General features: G+C 71.3%; 14 protein-coding genes. 9 read left to right on the top strand and 5 right to left on the bottom strand.

Annotated elements, in window-relative coordinates; translation table 11 throughout:
* Positions 1 to 92: 92 nt before the first annotated feature.
* Complete coding sequence (locus HHL19_RS19495) at positions 93 to 1,109, bottom strand: alcohol dehydrogenase catalytic domain-containing protein (protein WP_169091369.1); 1,017 nt, start codon at positions 1,107 to 1,109, stop codon at positions 93 to 95.
* Positions 1,110 to 1,546: 437 nt separating this feature from the next.
* Here HHL19_RS19495 and HHL19_RS19490 point away from each other — a divergent pair, with 437 nt between their 5' ends.
* The 5 genes from HHL19_RS19490 to HHL19_RS19470 all read left to right on the top strand — a co-directional run bounded on the left by HHL19_RS19490 (position 1,547) and on the right by HHL19_RS19470 (position 7,461).
* Complete coding sequence (locus HHL19_RS19490; RefSeq protein ID WP_169091367.1) at positions 1,547 to 2,548, top strand: ABC transporter substrate-binding protein; 1,002 nt, start codon at positions 1,547 to 1,549, stop codon at positions 2,546 to 2,548.
* A gap of 67 nt (positions 2,549 to 2,615) precedes the next feature.
* Positions 2,616 to 4,196 carry a sugar ABC transporter ATP-binding protein gene (locus tag HHL19_RS19485; RefSeq protein ID WP_169091365.1) on the top strand — a complete coding sequence of 527 codons (1,581 nt, stop codon included), beginning with the start codon at positions 2,616 to 2,618 and terminating at the stop codon, positions 4,194 to 4,196.
* Positions 4,193 to 5,317, top strand: coding sequence for an ABC transporter permease (locus tag HHL19_RS19480; RefSeq protein WP_206324891.1), 1,125 nt, complete (start codon positions 4,193 to 4,195; stop codon positions 5,315 to 5,317). Before HHL19_RS19485 ends, HHL19_RS19480 begins: the two co-directional genes overlap by 4 nt.
* A complete protein-coding gene (yjfF, locus tag HHL19_RS19475) occupies positions 5,314 to 6,312 on the top strand; it encodes a galactofuranose ABC transporter, permease protein YjfF (RefSeq protein ID WP_169091363.1) in 999 nt (332 codons plus the stop codon). Before HHL19_RS19480 ends, yjfF begins: the two co-directional genes overlap by 4 nt.
* Before the next feature lie 81 nt (positions 6,313 to 6,393).
* A complete protein-coding gene (locus HHL19_RS19470; protein ID WP_169091361.1) occupies positions 6,394 to 7,461 on the top strand; it encodes an aldose epimerase family protein in 1,068 nt (355 codons plus the stop codon).
* A 69-nt stretch (positions 7,462 to 7,530) separates the two neighbouring features.
* Here HHL19_RS19470 and mmsB read toward each other — a convergent pair whose 3' ends face one another.
* From mmsB to chvE, 3 genes are read right to left on the bottom strand one after another with little or no spacing between them, the layout of a single operon-like run.
* Positions 7,531 to 8,775 (bottom strand): multiple monosaccharide ABC transporter permease, encoded by a 1,245-nt coding sequence (mmsB, locus tag HHL19_RS19465; RefSeq protein WP_169091359.1) that lies wholly within the window; start codon positions 8,773 to 8,775, stop codon positions 7,531 to 7,533.
* Positions 8,772 to 10,343 (bottom strand): multiple monosaccharide ABC transporter ATP-binding protein, encoded by a 1,572-nt coding sequence (gene mmsA / locus HHL19_RS19460; RefSeq protein ID WP_169091357.1) that lies wholly within the window; start codon positions 10,341 to 10,343, stop codon positions 8,772 to 8,774. Before mmsA ends, mmsB begins: the two co-directional genes overlap by 4 nt.
* Before the next feature lie 26 nt (positions 10,344 to 10,369).
* Positions 10,370 to 11,479 (bottom strand): multiple monosaccharide ABC transporter substrate-binding protein, encoded by a 1,110-nt coding sequence (gene chvE, locus HHL19_RS19455; protein ID WP_169091355.1) that lies wholly within the window; start codon positions 11,477 to 11,479, stop codon positions 10,370 to 10,372.
* Positions 11,480 to 11,703: 224 nt separating this feature from the next.
* Here chvE and HHL19_RS19450 point away from each other — a divergent pair, with 224 nt between their 5' ends.
* The 4 genes from HHL19_RS19450 (at position 11,704) to araD (ending at position 17,471) form a co-directional block, all read left to right on the top strand.
* Complete coding sequence (locus HHL19_RS19450; protein WP_169091353.1) at positions 11,704 to 12,750, top strand: LacI family DNA-binding transcriptional regulator; 1,047 nt, start codon at positions 11,704 to 11,706, stop codon at positions 12,748 to 12,750.
* A gap of 719 nt (positions 12,751 to 13,469) precedes the next feature.
* The gene (gene araB / locus HHL19_RS19445) at positions 13,470 to 15,176 is read left to right on the top strand and encodes a ribulokinase (protein WP_346768307.1); all 1,707 of its coding nucleotides are present in this window, start codon (positions 13,470 to 13,472) and stop codon (positions 15,174 to 15,176) included.
* A 46-nt stretch (positions 15,177 to 15,222) separates the two neighbouring features.
* On the top strand, positions 15,223 to 16,731 hold the full coding sequence (gene araA / locus HHL19_RS19440; protein WP_169091351.1) for an L-arabinose isomerase: 1,509 nt from the start codon (positions 15,223 to 15,225) through the stop codon (positions 16,729 to 16,731).
* 26 nt (positions 16,732 to 16,757) lie between these two features.
* Positions 16,758 to 17,471, top strand: a complete 714-nt coding sequence (araD, locus tag HHL19_RS19435; RefSeq protein ID WP_346768306.1) for an L-ribulose-5-phosphate 4-epimerase AraD — start codon at positions 16,758 to 16,760, stop codon at positions 17,469 to 17,471.
* A 64-nt stretch (positions 17,472 to 17,535) separates the two neighbouring features.
* Here the strand turns inward: araD and HHL19_RS19430 are convergent, their stop codons facing one another.
* Positions 17,536 to 18,990 (bottom strand): endo-1,4-beta-xylanase, encoded by a 1,455-nt coding sequence (locus HHL19_RS19430; protein WP_169091347.1) that lies wholly within the window; start codon positions 18,988 to 18,990, stop codon positions 17,536 to 17,538.
* Positions 18,991 to 19,098: the final 108 nt, after the last annotated feature.

The raw sequence follows: 19,098 nt of genomic DNA, 5'->3' as shown, positions 1-19,098 counted from the left end.
AGGTGCCCCCACCGCATGGACTCCCTCCTCCGCCTCGCGACGCACGGCACCGGACGCCGCGAGCTGATCCGGCCTGATCCGAAAGACACGGCCTAGGGCAGGAGCAGGACCTTCCCGACGCGGACATCGCCGCTGCCCGTGAGGTCCATGGCCCGTTCGAACTCCTCGACGCCCAGCTGGTGCGTGAGGAGTTCGAGCGGCGTCAGCCGTGCCGCGGAGAAGGCGCGTACGGCGTACGACCACGCGCCGGACGAGGCTCCCAGGGCGGTTCCGATCGACAGCTGCCGTGCGACGACCCGGGCGGGATCGAGCCTCTCCGCCCCGTGGACCGGGATGCCGGTGAGCACCAGGCGTCCTCCCGGCCGCAGCAGGGACGCCGCGGCGCGCGCGGTCGACCGCGCGCCCACGGCGTCGATCACGGCGTCGAAGCCCGCGAGACCGGAGGAGTGGTCCCACGTGCGGTAGGCGGTGGCTCCGAAGCGGTCGGCCAGACCGGCTCGGCCGGGGCTCGTGCCGACGACCGTCAGCTCGCTCGGCGAGAAGGCGCCGAGGAGCTGTGCGGCGAGCAGGCCGAGGGCGCCGGAGCCGACGACGGCCACCCGTGAGCCGGGCAGGGGGCTCGCCTTGAGGACGGCGGCGGCCGCGCAGGCGGCGGGTTCGAGGAACGCGGCGGCGGTGAGGTCGGCGTCCGGCGGCAGTGTGTGCAGCAGACGGGCGGGGAGCGTCAGAGTGGGGGCCATCGCACCGGGGAGGGTGAACCCCGTCTCGTCGTAGCCGGCGGCGCACAGGTTGGTCTCGCCGGCGCGGCAGGGGGCGCAGGTCTCGCAGTTCCGCAGCCCTTCGCCCACGACCTTGCGGCCGATCAGGGACGCGGGCGCGCCCTCTCCCACGTCGGTCACGGTGCCGGACCACTCGTGGCCCGGGGTGAGTGGATAGCGCACGTACGGAGCGGGGCGGCGGCCCAGGTAGACGTCGCGGTCGCTCCCGCACATCCCGACGGCGTGCACGCGCACCAGGGCCTCGCCGGGCCCCGGCCGCCGGGGCGTGTGCGCCACGAGGCGGGCCGTCCCGGGAGCGTCGAGGACGACGGCCTTCCCCCGAGGGCTCACGGGGAGCCGTCCCGGGCGCCGGAGCGAGTGGAACACATGGGGGACTCCCACCGTTCGAAATATCGGGCGTTGTTCGAAATTGTGTCGCGACGATACGAAGCGCGGTGGAGGGTGTCAACGGTCTTCGTGTCGCGGGCTCTTCGGTGTGCGCCGCCATCCGGTGATGATGAGTGTTAACGCTCACAACGACAGGGTCGACGGCCGCGGCCCCTGGTCCGCGTCCGTGCATCAAGAACGGGTAACTCCCGTACGAGCCCTTGAGTTACGAGTCTGTTAGCGCTCACAATGTGTCGCGTTCGCCAGCTCAGCGGTCGCCGGGGCCGACGCTCCACTCTGCCTCCGCCCGGATCAACCACCGCTGCGCAGCCATGCCTTCGCCGGGCCCGACCCTTCAGGGCTCCGCCTGGTACGACGCACGTCCCGAGAGGAACCACGACATGGCCCACAGAGCCCTCCGCGTCATCACCGCCGCCGTACTGGCCGCTGGTGTACTGACCGCCTGCACCACCGAGCCCGCGCCCACCGGCACCACGGGCGGCACCGGCAAGGGCTCCTCCGACGGCAAGCTGGTGCTCGGGTTCGCCCAGGTGGGAGCCGAGAGCGGCTGGCGCACCGCCAACACCGAGTCCGTGCGCGAGGCCGCGGAGAAGGCCGGCATCACGCTGAAGTTCTCCGACGCGCAGCAGAAGCAGGAGAACCAGATCAAGGCGATCCGCACCTTCATCCAGCAGAAGGTGGACGTCATCGCCTTCTCGCCGGTGGTGGAGTCCGGCTGGGACACCGTCCTGAAGGAGGCCAAGAACGCCGGCATCCCGGTGATCCTCACCGACCGCGCCGTCGACTCGCAGGACACCTCCCTCTACCAGACCTTCCTCGGCTCCGACTTCGTCAAGGAGGGCCAGGAGGCCGGCAAGTGGCTCGTGAAGGAGTACGAGGGAACGTCCGAGCCCGTCAACGTCGTCGAGCTCCAGGGCACCACCGGCTCCGCCCCCGCCAACGACCGCAAGGCCGGCTTCGCCGAGGTCGTCAAGGGCGACCCCAAGTTCAAGGTCGTCGCCTCCCAGACCGGCGACTTCACCCGGGCCAAGGGCAAGGAGGTCATGCAGGCCTTCCTCAAGTCCCACGAGGACATCGACGTCCTGTACGCCCACAACGACGACATGGCCCTCGGTGCCATCCAGGCCATCGAGGAGGCCGGCAAGAAGCCGGGCACCGACATCAAGGTGATCTCCGTCGACGGCATCAAGGACGCCTTCGTCGCCATGCAGGAGAAGAAGATCAACGTGGTGGTCGAGTGCAACCCGCTCCTCGGCGACCAGCTCATGGAACTCGTCAAGAAGGTCGCGGCGGGGGAGAGCGTCCCGCGACGGGTCGAGGTCGAGGAGGGCGTCTTCACCCAGGACCAGGCCGCGGCCGCCCTCCCCGGCCGCCAGTACTGACCCACCGCCCGCACCGGACCGGGGGCGGCCCTCGCGCCGCCCCCGATCCCCAGAACGAGGAGGGCGGATGACAGCCCCACCCACCCCCCGCACACCCGCACGCACCCCCGCACCCGCCTCCACCGACCGGCCGGTCCTGGAGGCCCGCGGCATCCGCAAGGCGTTCCCCGGCGTCCTCGCCCTGGACGGTGTCGACCTGCGCCTCTTCCCGGGCGAGGTCCACGCGCTGATGGGCGAGAACGGCGCCGGCAAGTCGACCCTCATCAAGGTGCTCACCGGAGTCCACCCGCCCGACGCGGGAACGGTCTCCGTCGACGGAGACCCCCAGCGGTTCACCGAACCGCTGGGGGCACAGCACGCCGGAATCAGCACGGTCTACCAGGAGGTGAACCTGTGCCCCAACCTCTCCGTCGCCGAGAACATCCTCGTCGGCCGTGAACCCCGCCGCTTCGGGCTCGTCCACTGGAAGGCCCTCCACCGGCGCGCGGCACGGCTCATCACCGAGCTGGAACTCGACCTCGACGTCCGCATGCCGCTCAGCGCGCACTCCCTCGCCGTCCAGCAACTCGTCGCGATCGTCCGCGCCGTGGACATCCAGGCGAAGGTCCTCGTCCTCGACGAGCCCACCTCCAGCCTCGACCGGGACGAGGTCGCCCAGCTCTTCGCCCTGGTGCGCCGGCTGCGCGACCGAGGGGTCGCGATCCTCTTCGTCACCCACTTCCTCGACCAGGTCTTCGACCTGTGCGACCGGGTGACCGTCCTGCGCAACGGACGCCTCGAAGGCGAGTACCGGATCGACGAACTGACACCCGTCACCCTGGTCCACCGCATGGTCGGCAGCGAACTGTCCACCCTCGACGAACTCGCCGAGACCTCCCACACCGGCACCGCGGCCACCCCCGAGTCCGCGGACACCCCCTTCCTCAGCGCCCGCGGGCTCACCAGGACCGGCTCCATCCAGCCGTACGACCTGGACATCCACCGCGGCGAGGTCATCGGTCTGGCAGGACTCCTCGGATCCGGGCGGACCGAGGCCGCCCGGCTGCTCTTCGGAGCCGACCACGCCGACGGCGGCGAGCTGCGGATCCGCGGCGAACGCGCCTCCCTGCGCTCGCCGCGCGCCGCGATCGCCCACAAGATCGCCTTCTGTTCGGAGAACCGCAAGGCGGAGGGACTGATCGGCGAACTCACGGTCCGCGAGAACATCGTGCTCGCCCTCCAGGCCGCACGCGGCTGGACCAGGCCCCTCTCGCGCACCCGGCAGGACGAGATCGCCGCCCGCTGGACCGAGGTCCTCGACATCCGCCCGGCCGACCCCGAGGCCCAGGTCCGCAACCTCAGCGGAGGCAACCAGCAGAAGGTGCTGCTCGCCCGCTGGCTGCTCACCGACCCCGAGCTGCTGATCCTGGACGAACCCACCCGGGGCATCGACATCGGCGCCAAGTCCGAGATCCAGAGACTCGTCAGCCGCCTGGCCTCGGAGGGCACCGCGGTCCTCTTCATCTCCGCCGAACTCGAAGAGGTACTGCGGCTCAGCCACCGGGTCGGCGTACTGCGCGACCACCGGCTCGTCGCCACCCTCCCCAACGACACCACCCTGACGCCCGACCGGATCCTGGGCGCCATCGCCACCGGAGCCACCTCATGACACCACCCGACGACACCGGCGCCAGGGGACGTCCGGCCCGTCCGGACCGGGCGCCCGACGCCCGGCGGCTCACCGAGCACCGCCTGTTCTGGCCCGCCGCCGTCCTGGCCGCCCTGCTCCTGGGAAACCTCGCGCTCACCCACGACTTCTTCGCCGTCCGCGTCCAGAACGGACACCTGTACGGCAGCCTGATCGACATCCTCCAGTTCGGCGCCCCGCTGATCCTGGTCTCCGCCGGCATGACGCTCGTCATCGCCACCCGCGGCATCGACCTCTCGGTCGGCTCGACGGTCGCCATCGCCGGCGCCCTCGCGTGCGAGCACATCGCCACCGCGAAGGACCCCGGAAGCCTCTCCACCGTCACGGCCGCGATCGCGGTCGCGGTCGGCGTGGCCGCCGCGATCGGACTGCTCAACGGCCTCCTCGTCGCCCGGCTCGGCGTCCAGCCCATCGTCGCCACCCTGGTCCTCATGGTCGCCGGGCGCGGCGTGGCCCAGCTGATCACCGACGGCCAGATCGTCAGCGTCTCCAGCAGCGCCTACAAGATGATCGGCGGGGGCTACTGGCTCACCCTCCCCTTCGCCGTCCTGCTCGCGGCGGCCCTCGTCGCCGTCGCCTCCCTCGTCACCCGCCGGACCGCGCTCGGCATGCTCATCGAATCGGTGGGCGGCAACCCGGTCGCGAGCCGGCTCGTCGGCATCCGGGCGGCCGGGCTCCTGGTCACGGTGTACGTCGTCAGCGCCGTGTGCGCCGCGGTCGCCGGGCTGATGATCAGCTCCAACGTGTCCAGCGCCGACGGCAACAACGCCGGCCTGTGGATCGAACTCGACGCCATCCTCGCCGTGGTCATCGGCGGAACCGCGCTGACCGGCGGCCGTTTCTCCCTCGGCGGCACGGTCCTCGGCGCGCTGATCATCCAGACCCTCTCGACCACGATCTACACCCTCGGCGTACCGCCGGAGACCACCCTCGTCTTCAAGGCCCTCGTCGTCATCGTCGTGTGTCTCGTCCAGTCGCCCGCGTTCCGCGCGCGACTCTCACGCCGGCGCCGGCCGGCCGCCCCGGACCCGGCCACCGCGGCCGGCGACCTGACGGCCCGCCGGCAGGAGGTCCACTCGTGAGCACCACCCTCACCAAGCCGCTCCACCGCTTCTCGGCACGCCACGCCGCCCGCCTGCCGCTCATGGTGACGGCCACGCTGCTCGTCGCGATGTTCTCGATCGGCTCCGTGCAGTACGAAGGCTTCTTCTCCGCGCAGGTCCTGCTCAACGTCCTGATCGACAACGGCTTCCTGCTCGTCGTGGCGATCGGCATGACGTTCGTCATCCTCACCGGCGGGATCGACCTGTCGGTCGGCTCCATGGTCGCCCTGTCGACCATGCTGACCGCCTGGCTCGTCCAACAGAACGGCCTGCCGCTCGCCCTGGCGGTGCCGGTGGTCCTGCTGGTGGGAGCGGGCGGCGGCGCCCTCATGGGCTGGGTGATCCACGCCTTCGAGATCCAGCCCTTCATCGTCACGCTCGCGGGCATGTTCCTCGCCCGCGGCCTCTGCTACATGATCAGCACCGAGTCCCTCTCGATCACCGACCCCACGACCACCCGGATCGCCCAGACACGGGTACTGCTGCCCGGGGGACTCTTCGTCTCACCCGCCGTCGTCATCGCCCTGGCCGTGCTGGCGCTCGCCTTCGTCGTCCTCCACCACACCCGCTTCGGCCGCACCGTCTACGCGCTGGGCGGCAACGAGTCCTCCGCCCGTCTCATGGGCCTGCCCGTGGGACGCACCAAGGTCATGGTGTACGCCGTGAGCGGCCTGTGCTCCGCCCTCGGGGGGCTGCTGCTGACCTTCTACATGCTGTCCGGCTACGCCCTGCACGCCGTCGGCATGGAACTCGACGCCATCGCCGCCGTCGTGATCGGCGGCACGCTGCTGACCGGCGGTTCCGGTTTCGTCCTGGGCACCGCGCTGGGCGTGACGGTCCTCGGCCTGATCCAGACCGTCATCAGCTTCCAGGGCACCCTCAGCTCGTGGTGGACCCGCATCGTCATCGGCGGTCTGCTGTTCGTCTTCATCCTCCTCCAGCGCCTCTTCGGCGGATCCCGCCAGGCGGAATAGGCCCCGGGCCGACAGGGGGCAGGGTCCTCCCTGCCCCCTTCCCCCTGTCCGGCCGCGCGCCCTCGCGAACAAGGAACCTCCATGAACACAGCCCCGCCCCCTCTCACCGGAGTCCCCCCGGTCCGCCGCCCCGACCCGTACGCCGGAGAACGATGGACCTTCGGCTTCCCCGGCGGACTCACGGCGGAGGTGCACACCCGTGGCGCCCGCCTCCACGGCCTGTGGGTGCCGGACCGGAACGGCACCCCGGCCGACGTCGTCCTCGCTCCCCGCGACCCGGCCGAGACGGCCACCACCGCCCGGTACTTCGGCTCCACCGTCGGCCGCTACGCCAACCGCATCGCACGGGGCCGGTTCACCCTGGACGGGACGCCGTACCAGCTGACCACGCAGGAGAACGGCCACTGCCTGCACGGCGGAACCGACGGCTTCGACACCCGGCTCTGGGAGGCCGAGAGCGTGCACACCCCGGAGTGGACCGGTGTGCTCCTGCGCCTGCGCAGCCCCGACGGCGACCAGGGCTTCCCGGGTAACCTGGACGTCACCGTCGGCTGCCTCGTCGGCCGCGCCGGCGAACTCGCCTTCTCCTACACGGCGGTCACCGACGCGACCACCCTCGTCAACCTCACCAACCACGCCTACTTCAACCTCGACGGCGAGGGCGCCGGCGACATCCTCGGCCACGAACTCACCGTCCACGCCTCCCACTACACCCCGGTCGACGGCGACCTCCTACCCCGCGGGGACCACCTCCCCGTCTCCGGCACCGCCTTCGACCTCCGCCGGCCGCTCGGGATCGCCGACGCCCTGGCCCGCCCCGGCGCGGCCGGCGGGTACGACCACAACTTCGTCCTGGACCCGCACGGCGACGGGACGCCGCGCCCGGCCGCCGTCCTGTACGCGCCTGCCACGGGCCGCCGCATGGAGGTGCTGACCACGGAGCCCGGACTCCAAGTGTACACCGCGGGGCAGTTCGACGGATCGGTGCTCGGCAAGAGCGGTACGCCCTACCGGGCGAGTGCCGGCATCGCGCTGGAGACCCAGCACTTCCCCGACTCCCCGAACCGCCCCGGTGACCCGTCCCCGGTGCTGCGGCCGGGTGAGGAGTACAGGTCGAGGACGGTCCTGCGGTTCAGCGCCCGCGACTGACCGCGTACGGACACGGCTGTGCCCGCCGGCACCTCCCCGCCGGCGGGCACAGCCGTGTCCGGAGCGGTGTCAGGCGCCCGCCCTGCGCTTGTTCCACACGTCGAAGCCGACCGCCGCGAGCAGCACGAGGCCCTTGATGACCTGCTGCCAGTCGGTGCCCACCCCGACGAGGTTCATGCCGTTGTTGAGCACGCCGAGGACCAGGCCGCCGATGATGGCTCCCAGGACGGTCCCGACGCCCCCGCTCATCGACGCCCCGCCGATGAACGCGGCGGCGATGGCCTCCAGTTCGAAGTTCACGCCGGCCTTCGGCGAGGCCGCGTTGAAGCGCGCCGCGAAGACGAGTCCGGCGAGCGCCGCGAGCATCCCCATGTTGAGGAAGACCGCGAAGGTCACCTTCCGGTCCTTGACCCCGGACAGCTTCGCGGCGGGCAGGTTGCCCCCGATCGCGTACACATGGCGGCCGATCACCGCGTTGCGCATCACGTACCCGAAGCCGACCAGCAGGACGGCCAGGATCAGGAGGACCACGGGGGCGCCCTTGTAGCTGGCGAGCAGCAGGGTGGTGAGCAGGACCGCGGCGACCAGCGCGGTCACCTTCAGCGCGAACAGGCCCGTGGGGAGCGTCTCCAGGGCGAACTCCCGCTGGCGGCGGCGGTCCCGTACCTCCTGGAAGACCACGTAGGCGATCAGTCCCAGGCCGAGGAGCAGGGTCAGGTTGTGGTAGTTCGTGCGGGGCCCGGCCTCCGGCAGGAAGCCGTTGGCGATCTTCTGCAGTCCGTCCGGGAACGGGCCGAGCGTCTGCCCCTTGAGGAAGATCTCCGTGAGCCCGCGGAACAGCAGCATGCCCGCGAGGGTCACGATGAACGACGGTATGCCGACGTACGCGATGAAGAATCCCTGCAGCGCGCCGGCGACCGCCCCGAGGAGCAGGGTGAGGAGCACCGCGACGGGCCAGGAGACGTGGTGCTCGACCATGAGTACGGCCCCGACGCCGCCCACCAGGGCCATCAGCGAGCCCACCGACAGGTCGATGTGCCCGGAGATGATGACGATCATCATGCCGATGGCCAGGATGAGGATGTAGCTGTTCTGCAGCACCAGGTTGGACACGTTGCGCGGCAGCAGGAGGTCGCCGCCCGTCCAGATCTGGAAGAGCAGCACGATCAGGCCGAGCGCGAAGAGCATGCCGTACTGGCGCATGTTCCGCCGGACGCCGTCGAGGAGCACCCGGAGCACCGGTGTCCCGGTGGACGGGGTACCGCCGCCCGGGGGCGCCGGGGCGGTCGGCTTGGTGTCGGCTTCGGTGCTCATGCCTGGTGTCCTTCGCTGGGGGCGGGGTCTGTGGTGACGGCCGACGATGCCGGGGAGCCCTGGGTCATGTACCGCATCAGCACTTCCTGCGTGGCGTCCTCGCGGGCGACCTCGCCGGTCAGCCGTCCGGCGGCCATGGTGTAGACGCGGTCGCACATGCCGAGGAGTTCGGGCAGCTCGGAGGAGATGAGGAGGATCGCCTTCCCCTCGGAGGCGAGCCGGTCGATCACGGTGTAGATCTCGTACTTGGCTCCGACGTCGACGCCGCGTGTGGGCTCGTCGAGGATGAGGACGTCCGGTCCGGCGAGGATCCACTTGCCGAGGACGACCTTCTGCTGGTTGCCGCCGGAGAGGCGGCCGACCGGTTCGAGGACGTTCGGGGTCTTGATGTTCAGGGTCCGCCGGTACCGTTCGGCCACCCCGCGTTCCTCGTGCCCGTCGACGATCCCGCGGCGGGCGAGGGCGCCGAGGGACGCGAGCGAGATGTTCCGGCTCACGGAGTCCCCGAGGTCGAGACCGTAGTGCTTGCGGTCCTCGGTGGCGTACGCGATGCCGTGGGCGACCGCCTCGGGGACCGTACGCGTCCGCACCTCGCGGCCGTCCTTGAGCACGGTGCCCCGCACGTAGTGGCCGTAGGAACGGCCGAAGACGCTCATGGCGAGCTCGGTCCGGCCGGCCCCCATGAGCCCCGCCACCCCGACGATCTCGCCGCGGCGGACCCGGAGCGACACGCCGTCGACGACCTTGCGGTCGCGGTCGAGCGGGTGGCGTACGGTCCAGTCCCGGATCTCCAGGACGGGGTCGGCGTCGGCCGGGCCCGCGTACGGCGTGCGGTCGGGGAAGCGGCTGTCGAGGTCCCGCCCCACCATGCCCCGGATGATGCGCTCCTCGGTGGTGGCCGGGTCGCCGACGTCGAGGGTCTCGATGGAGCGCCCGTCCCGCAGGACCGTGACGGAGTCGGCGATCCCGGCGATCTCGTTCAGCTTGTGCGAGATGAGGATCGAGGTGATGCCCTGGCCCTTCAGCTCTCGCATCAGCCGGAGCAGTTTCGCGCTGTCCTCGTCGTTGAGCGCCGCCGTGGGCTCGTCCAGGATCAGCAGGCGGACGTCCTTCGCCAGCGCCTTCGCGATCTCCACGAGCTGCTGCTTGCCGACCCCGATGTCGGCGACCCGGGTCTCGGGATGTTCGTCGAGCCCGACCCGCCTGAGCAGTTCGGAGGCGCGGCGCAGCACCCGGCGCCAGTCGACGATCCCGCGCCGGGACGGTTCGTTGCCGAGGAAGATGTTCTCGGCGATCGACAGGTGGGGGACGAGCGCGAGCTCCTGGTGGATGATGACGATGCCGCGGCGCTCGCTGGCCCTGATGTCCTTGAAGCGGCACGGCTCGCCGTCGAAGAGGATCTCGCCCTCGTACGTCCCGTGCGGGTGGACGCCGGACAGGACCTTCATCAGGGTCGACTTCCCGGCGCCGTTCTCTCCGCACAGGGCGTGCACCTCGCCGCGCTCCACGGACAGGGTCACCTCGGACAGGGCCCTGACTCCGGGGAAGGTCTTGACGATGGACCGCATCTGGAGAAGGGGGGTCTCCTGGGGGGTCACTTCAGTGCCCCGGCGTCGATGTAGCCGGACTCGACCAGGATGTTCCGGTAGTTCGACTTGTCGACGCTGACCGGGTCGAGCAGATAGGCCGGGACGACCTTCTTGCCGTTGTCGTAGGTCTTGTCGTCGTTGGTCTGGGGCTTCCTGCCCTCCAGGACGGCGGTGACCATGTCCGAGGCGACCTGCGCGAGTGCGCGGGTGTCCTTGTAGACGGTCTGCGTCTGCTCGCCCGCGATGATCGACTTCACGGAGGCGACCTCCGCGTCCTGGCCGGTGACGACCGGCAGCGGCTTGGCGGCGCTTCCGTAGTCGTCGGACTTCAGGGCGGACAGGATGCCGATGGAGATGCCGTCGTAGGGGGAGAGGACCGCGTCGACCCGGGCCGTGGAGTACGAGGAGGTCAGCAGGTCGTCCATGCGCTTCTGCGCCGTCCCGCCGTCCCAGCGCAGGGTGGTGACCTGGTTGAGCTGGGTCTGCTGGGAGCGCACGACCAGCTGCTTCTTGTCGAGGTAGGGCTTCAGCACCTTCATGGCGCCGTCGAAGAAGTACTTGGTGTTGTTGTCGTCGTTGGATCCGGCGAAGAGCTCGATGTTGAAGGGGCCCTGCTTCGCGCCGGACTTCAGCCCCAGCTTCTCGACGATGTACGTGGCCTGGAGCTCGCCGACCTTCTCGTTGTCGAAGGAGGCGTAGTAGTCGACGTGCGGGGAGCCCAGGATGAGCCGGTCGTAGGAGATCACCGGGATGTCGGCGTCCGCGGCCTGCTTCAGGACGTTGGACAGGGCCTCGCCGTTGATGGCGGCCACGACGAGGGCGTCGACGCCCTGGGTGATCATGTTCTCGATCTGGGCGACCTGCTGGTCGGGGTCGTCCTCGCCGTACTGCAGGGTCGTGGCGAAGCCGGCCTTCTTCAGGCTCTCGGTCATGTTGCGGCCGTCGGCGATCCACCGCTCCGAGGACTTGGTGGGCATGGCGATGCCGATGGTGCGGTCCTTCCCGTCCTTCGACTCCTGGCTGCCGCCCTCGCTGTTCTGCCCGCAGGCGGTCAGCAGCAGGGCGCAGCCGGTGGTCACGGCCAGCAGGGCGGATGCGGATCGGAACTTCTTCATGGGCGTTACCCATCCCGTCGTCGAGGGCGGCTCCGACCGGGGACGGGCTCGGCGGCAGCGCGGGTCCAACGCACCACCGGGACGGCACCGTTCCGGCTGGGTGGCCGGGGCGTCGGCGCCCCGGTCGAGCTAGATTGTTAGCGCTCACAAAGGCGTGATACAAGAGGCGCTAAGGTTTTTCCCGTATCGATACACAGCCGTGAGCACGGAGAAGGGAGGCGAACGTGGCGCATCCCGCGGAAGACGTCCGCCCGCCGACGATGGCCGACGTCGCACGGGTGGCGGGGGTCTCCCACCAGACCGTCTCCCGGGTGCTCAGCGGTCACCCCAACGTGCGCGCCGCCACCCGCGAGCAGGTCACCGAGGCGATCGAGCGGCTCGGCTACCGCCGCAACTCCGCCGCGCGCGCCCTGGTGACGCGCCGGACGAGGACGCTGGGCGTCATCGCCGTCAACACCGCCCTGTACGGCCCCGCCAGCACCCTGACCGGCCTGGAGGAGGCGGCGCGGGAGGAGGGCTACCTCGTCTCGACCGTCAGTCTGCGCAGCGGAGGCGGGCAGGGTCTCAAGGACGCCATCGACCACCTCGCGGCCTGGGGCGTGGAGGGCGTCGTCGCCATCACCCCGCAGCGCTCGCACGTCCAGGCGCTCGCCGAACTGGACGCGCCCTTCCCCGTGGTCACCGTGGAGGGCGGCCACCAGCTCGACCTGCCCGGAGTCTCCCTCGACCAGGAACTCGGCGCCCGCATGGTCACCGAGCACCTGCTCGCCGCCGGACACGCCAACGTCTGGCACGTGTCCGGTCCCGGCGACTGGCTGGAGAGCGAGGCCCGCACCGCGGGATGGCGTGCCGTCCTGGAGGAGAGCGGCATCCGGCCCCCGCGCGTCCTGGCGGGGGACTGGAGCCCGCTGTCCGGCTACCGTGCCGGGCAGGAGCTCGCGGGGCTCGCCATGGCCCGCCGCGGGGCGACGCCGGTCACGGCCGTCTTCGTGGCCAACGACCAGATGGCGCTCGGCGTCCTGCGGGCGCTGCGCGAGGGCGGGATCCGCACCCCCGCGCAGGTGGCCGTCGCCGGCTTCGACGACATCCCCGAGGCCGAGTACTTCCCCCCGCCGCTGACGACGGTCCGGCAGGACTTCGCCGCCATCGGGCGCCGGAGCATCGGACTCCTGGTGGACCACATCGAGGGCCGCGCCACGAAGACCGAGCACCTCCTGGTGGAACCGCAGCTGATCATGCGGGCGAGCACGCGCCCTCCGAACGAGGCCTGACGCGAAGGGCGACTTCGGCGGCCGCCGCGTTCCGGCGGGGGCGGGTCGGGGCGGGTCGGGGCGGGCTCCGGCTGGGCCGGATTGGGCCAGGTCGGGTTGGGCTGGGCTCCGGCTGGGTCGGGGTTGGGGGCTGGGCTGGGCTGGGCCGGGTTGGCTGGGGCTGGGTCGGGCTGGGCTGGGCTCCGGCCAGGTCGGGCCGGGCCAGGTCGGGCCAGGTCGGGCCGGGTCGGGCTGGGCTCCGGCCGGGCCGGGTTGCCCCTCCAGGGTGGGCCGGGCTCCGGTCGGGCTCCCGCCGCGTCGGTCCGGGTCGGGCGGGGTCGGGCGGGTGCGGACTCCGGCCGGGTCGGGCTCTCCGGGCCTGCTTCCCGGCCGGATCGGGCCGGTGGCGGGGCGCCGCGTCGGCCGGTGACAGGCTCTTCCGTCGGCCGGTGACGGGCTCTTCCGCCGGACCGGCGGCAGGGGCCTTCTGTCGGCCGGTGACAGGGTCCTTCCGCCGGCTGTTCGCCCTCCGGCGCCGCGCGCCCGGGGCCGCCGTGGGGCGGCCGCGGCGGCGGCCTCTTCGCGCGACGCGTGAGCGCTCACTTCAGAGGCATTCTTTCTCGCCCGATGTTCGACAGAACTGCACCCAGCTCTTGTTCAACTCAATTGTGAGCGTTAACAATCAGAGTGCTCCTCTGGCTCCTGCTCCTGCCCCTGCTCCCGACGAGAGAGACCGCATCGTGAGCTCACACGTTCTTCCCGGTCCCGTGGTCCGCCACCACCCCGAGGCATGCACCATCGGAGTCGACTTCGGCACCCTCTCCGGGCGCGCCGTCGTGGTCAGGGTCCGGGACGGCGCCGAACTCGGTTCGTCGGTCCACGCGTACCGCCACGCCGTCATCGAGGACCGCCTGCCCTCCGGCGGAGCCCCCCTGCCCCCCGACTGGGCCCTGCAGCACCCCGAGGACTGGCGCGACGTCCTGCGCACCGCGGTTCCCGGGGCGCTCGCCGACGCGGGTGTCGATCCGGCCCACGTCATCGGCATCGCCACCGACTTCACCGCCTGCACCGTCCTGCCGACCACCCCGGACGGCACTCCGCTCGCCCTGACGCCCGAGTGGGCCGACCGCCCGCACGCCTGGCCCAAACTGTGGAAGCACCACGCGGCCCAGGGGCAGGCCGACCGCATCAACGCCCTCGCGCACGCCCGGGGCGAGAAGTGGATCGCGCGGTACGGCGGCAGGATCTCCGCAGAGTGGCAGTACGCGAAGGCCCTCCAGGTACTGGAGGAGGACCCCGCCGTCTACGCCGCCTGCGCCCGCTGGATCGAGGCGGCCGACTGGATCGTCTGGCAGCTCACCGGCACCGAGTCCCGCAACACCTGCACCGCCGGCTACAAGGGCATCCACCAGGACGGCACCTACCCCTCGCCGGACTTCCTCGCCGGGCTCCACCCGGACTTCGCCGACTTCCCCGCCACGCGCCTGGAGCACCCGCTGTCGCCCCTGGGCTCCCGGGCCGGCGGACTGAGCGCCCGGGCCGCCCGCTGGACCGGCCTCCCGGAGGGCGTCGCCGTCGCCGTCGGCAACGTCGACGCCCACGTCGCCGCGCCCGCCGCGGGCGCCGTCGAGAACGGCCGGATGCTCGCCATCATGGGCACCTCCACCTGCCACGTCCTCAACGCCGCCACCCTCGCCGAGGTCCCCGGCATCTGCGGCGTCGTCGACGGCGGCATCGTGGCCGGCTCCTACGGCTACGAGGCCGGCCAGAGCGCGGTCGGCGACATCTTCGCCTGGTGGCTCCGGCAGGGTGTCCCGGACGACTACCGCGCCGAGGCCGAGGCGTCGGGCGAGGACCTGCACGAACTCCTGACCCGCAAGGCCGCGCACCAGCCGGTCGGCGCGCACGGGCTCGTCGCCCTGGACTGGATGAACGGCAACCGCTCCCCCCTGGTCGACCACCACCTCTCCGGCGTCATCGCCGGCCTCACCCTCGACACCCGGCCCGAGGACGTCTACCGGGCCCTGCTCGAAGCCACCGCCTACGGCACCCGGCTGATCGTCGAGGGCTTCGAGGCCGGGGGAATCCCCGTCGAGGAGTTCATCGTCACCGGCGGCCTGAAGAAGAACGCGCTCCTCATGCAGATCCACGCCGACGTGCTCCGCCGCCCCGTCTCCCTCGGCACCTCCGAACAGGGGCCGGCCCTCGGCTCGGCCATCCACGCCGCCGTCGCCGCCGGCGCCCACCCCGACGTCCGCTCCGCCGCCGCCGTCATGGGCGGCGTCCAGCGCCACGCGTACCTGCCCGACCCCGCGCGGGCGGATGCCTACGACGCGCTGTTCGGCGAGTACCGGGCCCTGCACGAGCACTTCGGCACCGGCGCCGACCTCCTCCTGCACCGCCTGCGACGTATCCGCAACACCGCACACGCCGCTACCACCGGCTGACCGACCCGACCTCCCCGCCCCAGCACCTTCGAGGAGCACACCCGACATGACGCTCGCCCCGCCCGACCGTGAGATCTGGTTCCTCACCGGCAGCCAGGCCCTCTACGGCGACGACACCCTGGCCCAGGTCGCCGACCAGTCCCGCGCCCTCTGCGACACCCTCGCCGGGCAGCCCCGGATGACCGTCCGCCTGGTGTGGAAGCCGGTCCTCACCGACGCGGCCGCCATCCGCGCGATCTGCCTGGAGGCCAACGCCGACGACCGCTGCATCGGCCTGATCGCCTGGATGCACACCTTCTCCCCGGCCAAGATGTGGATCGCCGGCCTCGACGCCCTGCGCAAACCCCTGCTCCACCTGCACACCCAGGCCAACCGCGAACTGCCCTGGTCCACCATCGACATGGACTTCATGAACCTGAACCAGGCCGCCCACGGCGACCGCGAGTTCGGCTTCGTCCAGACCCGCCTCGGCGTCCCGCGCAAGACCGTGGCCGGCCACGTCACCACGCCCGACGTCGTCGACCGCGTCGCCGGATGGGCCCGCGCCGCCGTCGGCCGCGCCGAACTCACCACCCTCAGACTGGCCCGGTTCGGCGACAACATGCGCGACGTCGCCGTCACCGAGGGCGACAAGGTCGAGGCCCAGCTGCGGTTCGGCGTCTCGGTCAACACCTACGGCGTCAACGACCTCGTCGCCGCGGTCGACGCCGCTGACGAGTCCACCGTCACCTCCCTCGTCAAGGAGTACCAGGACCTCTACGCCCTCGCCCCCGAGCTGCGGCCCGGCGGCGAGCGCCACGACTCCCTGCGCTACGCCGCCCGCGTCGAAGCCGGGCTGCGCACCTTCCTCACGGAAGGCGGGTTCCGCGCGTTCACCACCAACTTCGAGGACCTCGGGGGCCTGCGCCAGCTGCCCGGGCTCGCCGTGCAGCGCCTGATGGCGGACGGGTACGGCTTCGGCGGCGAAGGGGACTGGAAGACCTCCACCCTGCTGCGCACGCTGAAGGCGATGGCGTACGGCCTGCCCGGTGGCACCTCCTTCATGGAGGACTACACCTACGACCTGACGCCCGGTCAGGAGCTCATCCTCGGCGCCCACATGCTGGAGGTCTGCCCCTCGCTCACGACGGCGACGCCCAGCTGCGAGATCCATCCGCTCGGCATCGGCGGACGCGAGGACCCGGTCCGCCTCGTCTTCGACGCGGATCCCGGTCAGGCCGTCGTCGTCGGTCTCGCCGACATGGGGGACCGGTTCCGCCTCGTCGCCAACCGCATCGACGTCGTCGCCCCGCCCGAGCCGCTGCCCCGGCTCCCCGTCGCCCGAGCCGTCTGGCGGCCCCGCCCCGACCTGCGTACCTCCACCGAGGCATGGCTGACGGCCGGAGCGCCCCACCACACCGTCCTGACCACCGCGCTCGTCGGCGAGGAGATCGACGACCTCGCCGAGATGCTGCGGACCGAACTCGCCGTCATCGACGAGGACACCACCGTCCGGCGCTTCACGCGCGAGCTGCGCTGGAACCAGGCGTACCACCGTCTGGCCCAGAGCCTGTGACCGCGCCCACCGGAAGGGAGTCCTCCGTGAGCACCGCCGTGTCCAAGGAACTGCGCCGAGAGGTGCTGGAGGCCAACCTCCGCATTCCCCGAGCCGGTCTCGCCACCCTCACCTGGGGGAACGTGAGCGGAGTGGACCGGGAGGCCGGCGTCTTCGTGATCAAGCCCTCGGGCGTGACCTACGACGTCCTCACCGAGGAGGACCTCGTCGTCGTCGCGCTGGCCGACGGGAGCGTGGTGGAGGGCCGGCTGCGCCCGTCCACCGACACGGAGACGCACCGGAGCCTCTACCTGGCCTTCCCCTCGATCGGAGGCGTGACCCACACGCACTCCACCCACGCCGTCGCCTTCGCCCAGGCCCGGCGGCCGATCCCGGTGCTCGGCACGACCCACGCGGACACCTTCAACGGGCCCGTCCCCGTCACCGCCGCCCTCACGCCCGAGCAGTGCGCCACGGACTACGAGTACAACACCGGCCAGGTCATCGTGGACCTGCTGGACCGTGACGACACCCGGGCCAGGGAGGTCCCCGGCGCCCTGGTCGCCCACCACGGGCCCTTCACCTGGGGCGCCGACGCCACCTCGTCCCTGGAGCACGCCATCATCTGCGAGGCGGTGGCCGAGATGGCCCTCCGCACCCTCGCCCTGGGCCCGGTCGAACCCCCGCAGCACCTCCTGGACCGCCACTTCACACGCAAGCACGGGCCGGATGCCTACTACGGCAACCCTTCCTCCGCGTGACCGCGCCGAGGGGAGCCAGGACCATCCTGGCTCCCCTCCCTGGTGCGAGGTGTCACGGCTACGGTCAGCCGCGGGTCCAGCGTTGGTTGGTGCCGTTCCAGCAGGAGTAGAGCTGGATCAGGGTGCCGTTCGCGGTGCCGTTGGCGGCGGCGTCGAGGCAGAGCCCGGACTGGACTCCGACGATGGATCCGTCGGATCCGAGCCGCCACTTCTGGTTGTCACCGCCCCAGCAGCTGTAGATCTGCACCTTGGTGCCGTTGGCGGTGCCGGCGGCGTCCAGGCACTTGTCGCCGTAGACCCTGAGCTCGCCCGCGGCGGTGTAGGTCCACTGCTGGTTGGTGCGGCCGTTGCAGTCCCACAACTGGACCTGCGTGCCGTCGGTGGTGACGGCGCCGGGCACGTCCAGGCAGCGGCCGGAGGCGACGCCCTTGATCTGGCCGGAGCCGGGGGACGGAGTCGGCGTGGGGGTCGGGTTGGGGTTGGGGGAGACGGCGTTGAGCGCGTTGAGGACGGAGGTGTAGGCCGGCTTCTTGCTGCCGTCGCCGTTGAACAGCAGCGGCGTGTGCTCGGCCCGCCAGGAGTCGGTGTCGCGCACCCCCCAGACGGTGATGCCGAGGCAGCGCGGGACGGCGAGGCAGTCGTTGGTGACGTTGGCGTAGGTGGTGCCCGAGGCGCCCTGGATGTCGAGTTCGGTGACGGCCACGTCGACGCCGAGGGCGGCGAAGCTCTGGAGGGTGGTGCGGAAGTTGCTGTTGTAGGGGCTGCCGTTGTTGAAGTGCGACTGGAAGCCGACGCAGTCGATGGGAACGCCGCGCTGCTTGAAGTCCTTGACCATGGCGTACACGGCCTGGGTCTTGGCCCAGGTCCAGTTGTCGGTGTTGTAGTCGTTGTAGCAGAGCTTGGCGGCCGGGTCGGCGGCGCGCGCGGTGCGGAAGGCGACCTCGATCCAGTCGTTGCCGCTGCGCTGCAGGTTGGAGTTGCGCCGGGCGCCCGAAGTGCCGTCCTCGAAGGCCTCGTTCACGACGTCCCACTGGGCGATCTTGCCCTTGTAGTGGCCCATCACGCCGTTGATGTGGTTGATCATCGCCTGGCGCAGCGTGCTGCCCTCGAGTGCCTGCATCCAGCCGGGCTGCTGCGAGTGCCAGGCCAGGGTGTGGCCGCGCACCTGCTTGCCGTTCTGCACCGCCCAGTTGTAGACGCGGTCGCCGGCGGTGAAGTTGAACTGCCCCCGCTGCGGCTCGGTGGCGTCGATCTTCATCTCGTTCTCGGCCGTCACCATGTTGAACTCGCGGTTCGCGATCGTCGTGTACGTCGAGTCGCCGAGCCGGCCCGAGGCGATGGCGGTGCCGAAGTACCGGCCGCTCTGCGCCGCCGCTTTGCCGAGCGTGGTCTCGGCGGCCTGCGAGGCCGACGGTGCGACCAGTACGGCGGCGGAGCCGAGGACGCCGACGATCAGCGCCGCGCCCAGGCCGCCGATTCTCCGGCGGACGCTGGAAGGGGAACGAGTGGGTGAACGCATGGCTGGGCCTCCAGGAGGTGAATCGAGAATGTTGCGGAAACGGCGGAAGGAATCTCCGTCCGCGGCGTCGATGCCCATGGGAAAACGCGCATGCCGCCGGGGTGCGAA

The sequence above is a fragment of the Streptomyces sp. R302 genome, assembly GCF_012927245.1.
Classification (GTDB): Bacteria; Actinomycetota; Actinomycetes; order Streptomycetales; family Streptomycetaceae; genus Streptomyces.
The sequence above is the reverse complement of the archived record's forward strand: the minus strand, read 5'-3'. Positions and strand labels throughout refer to the sequence as shown.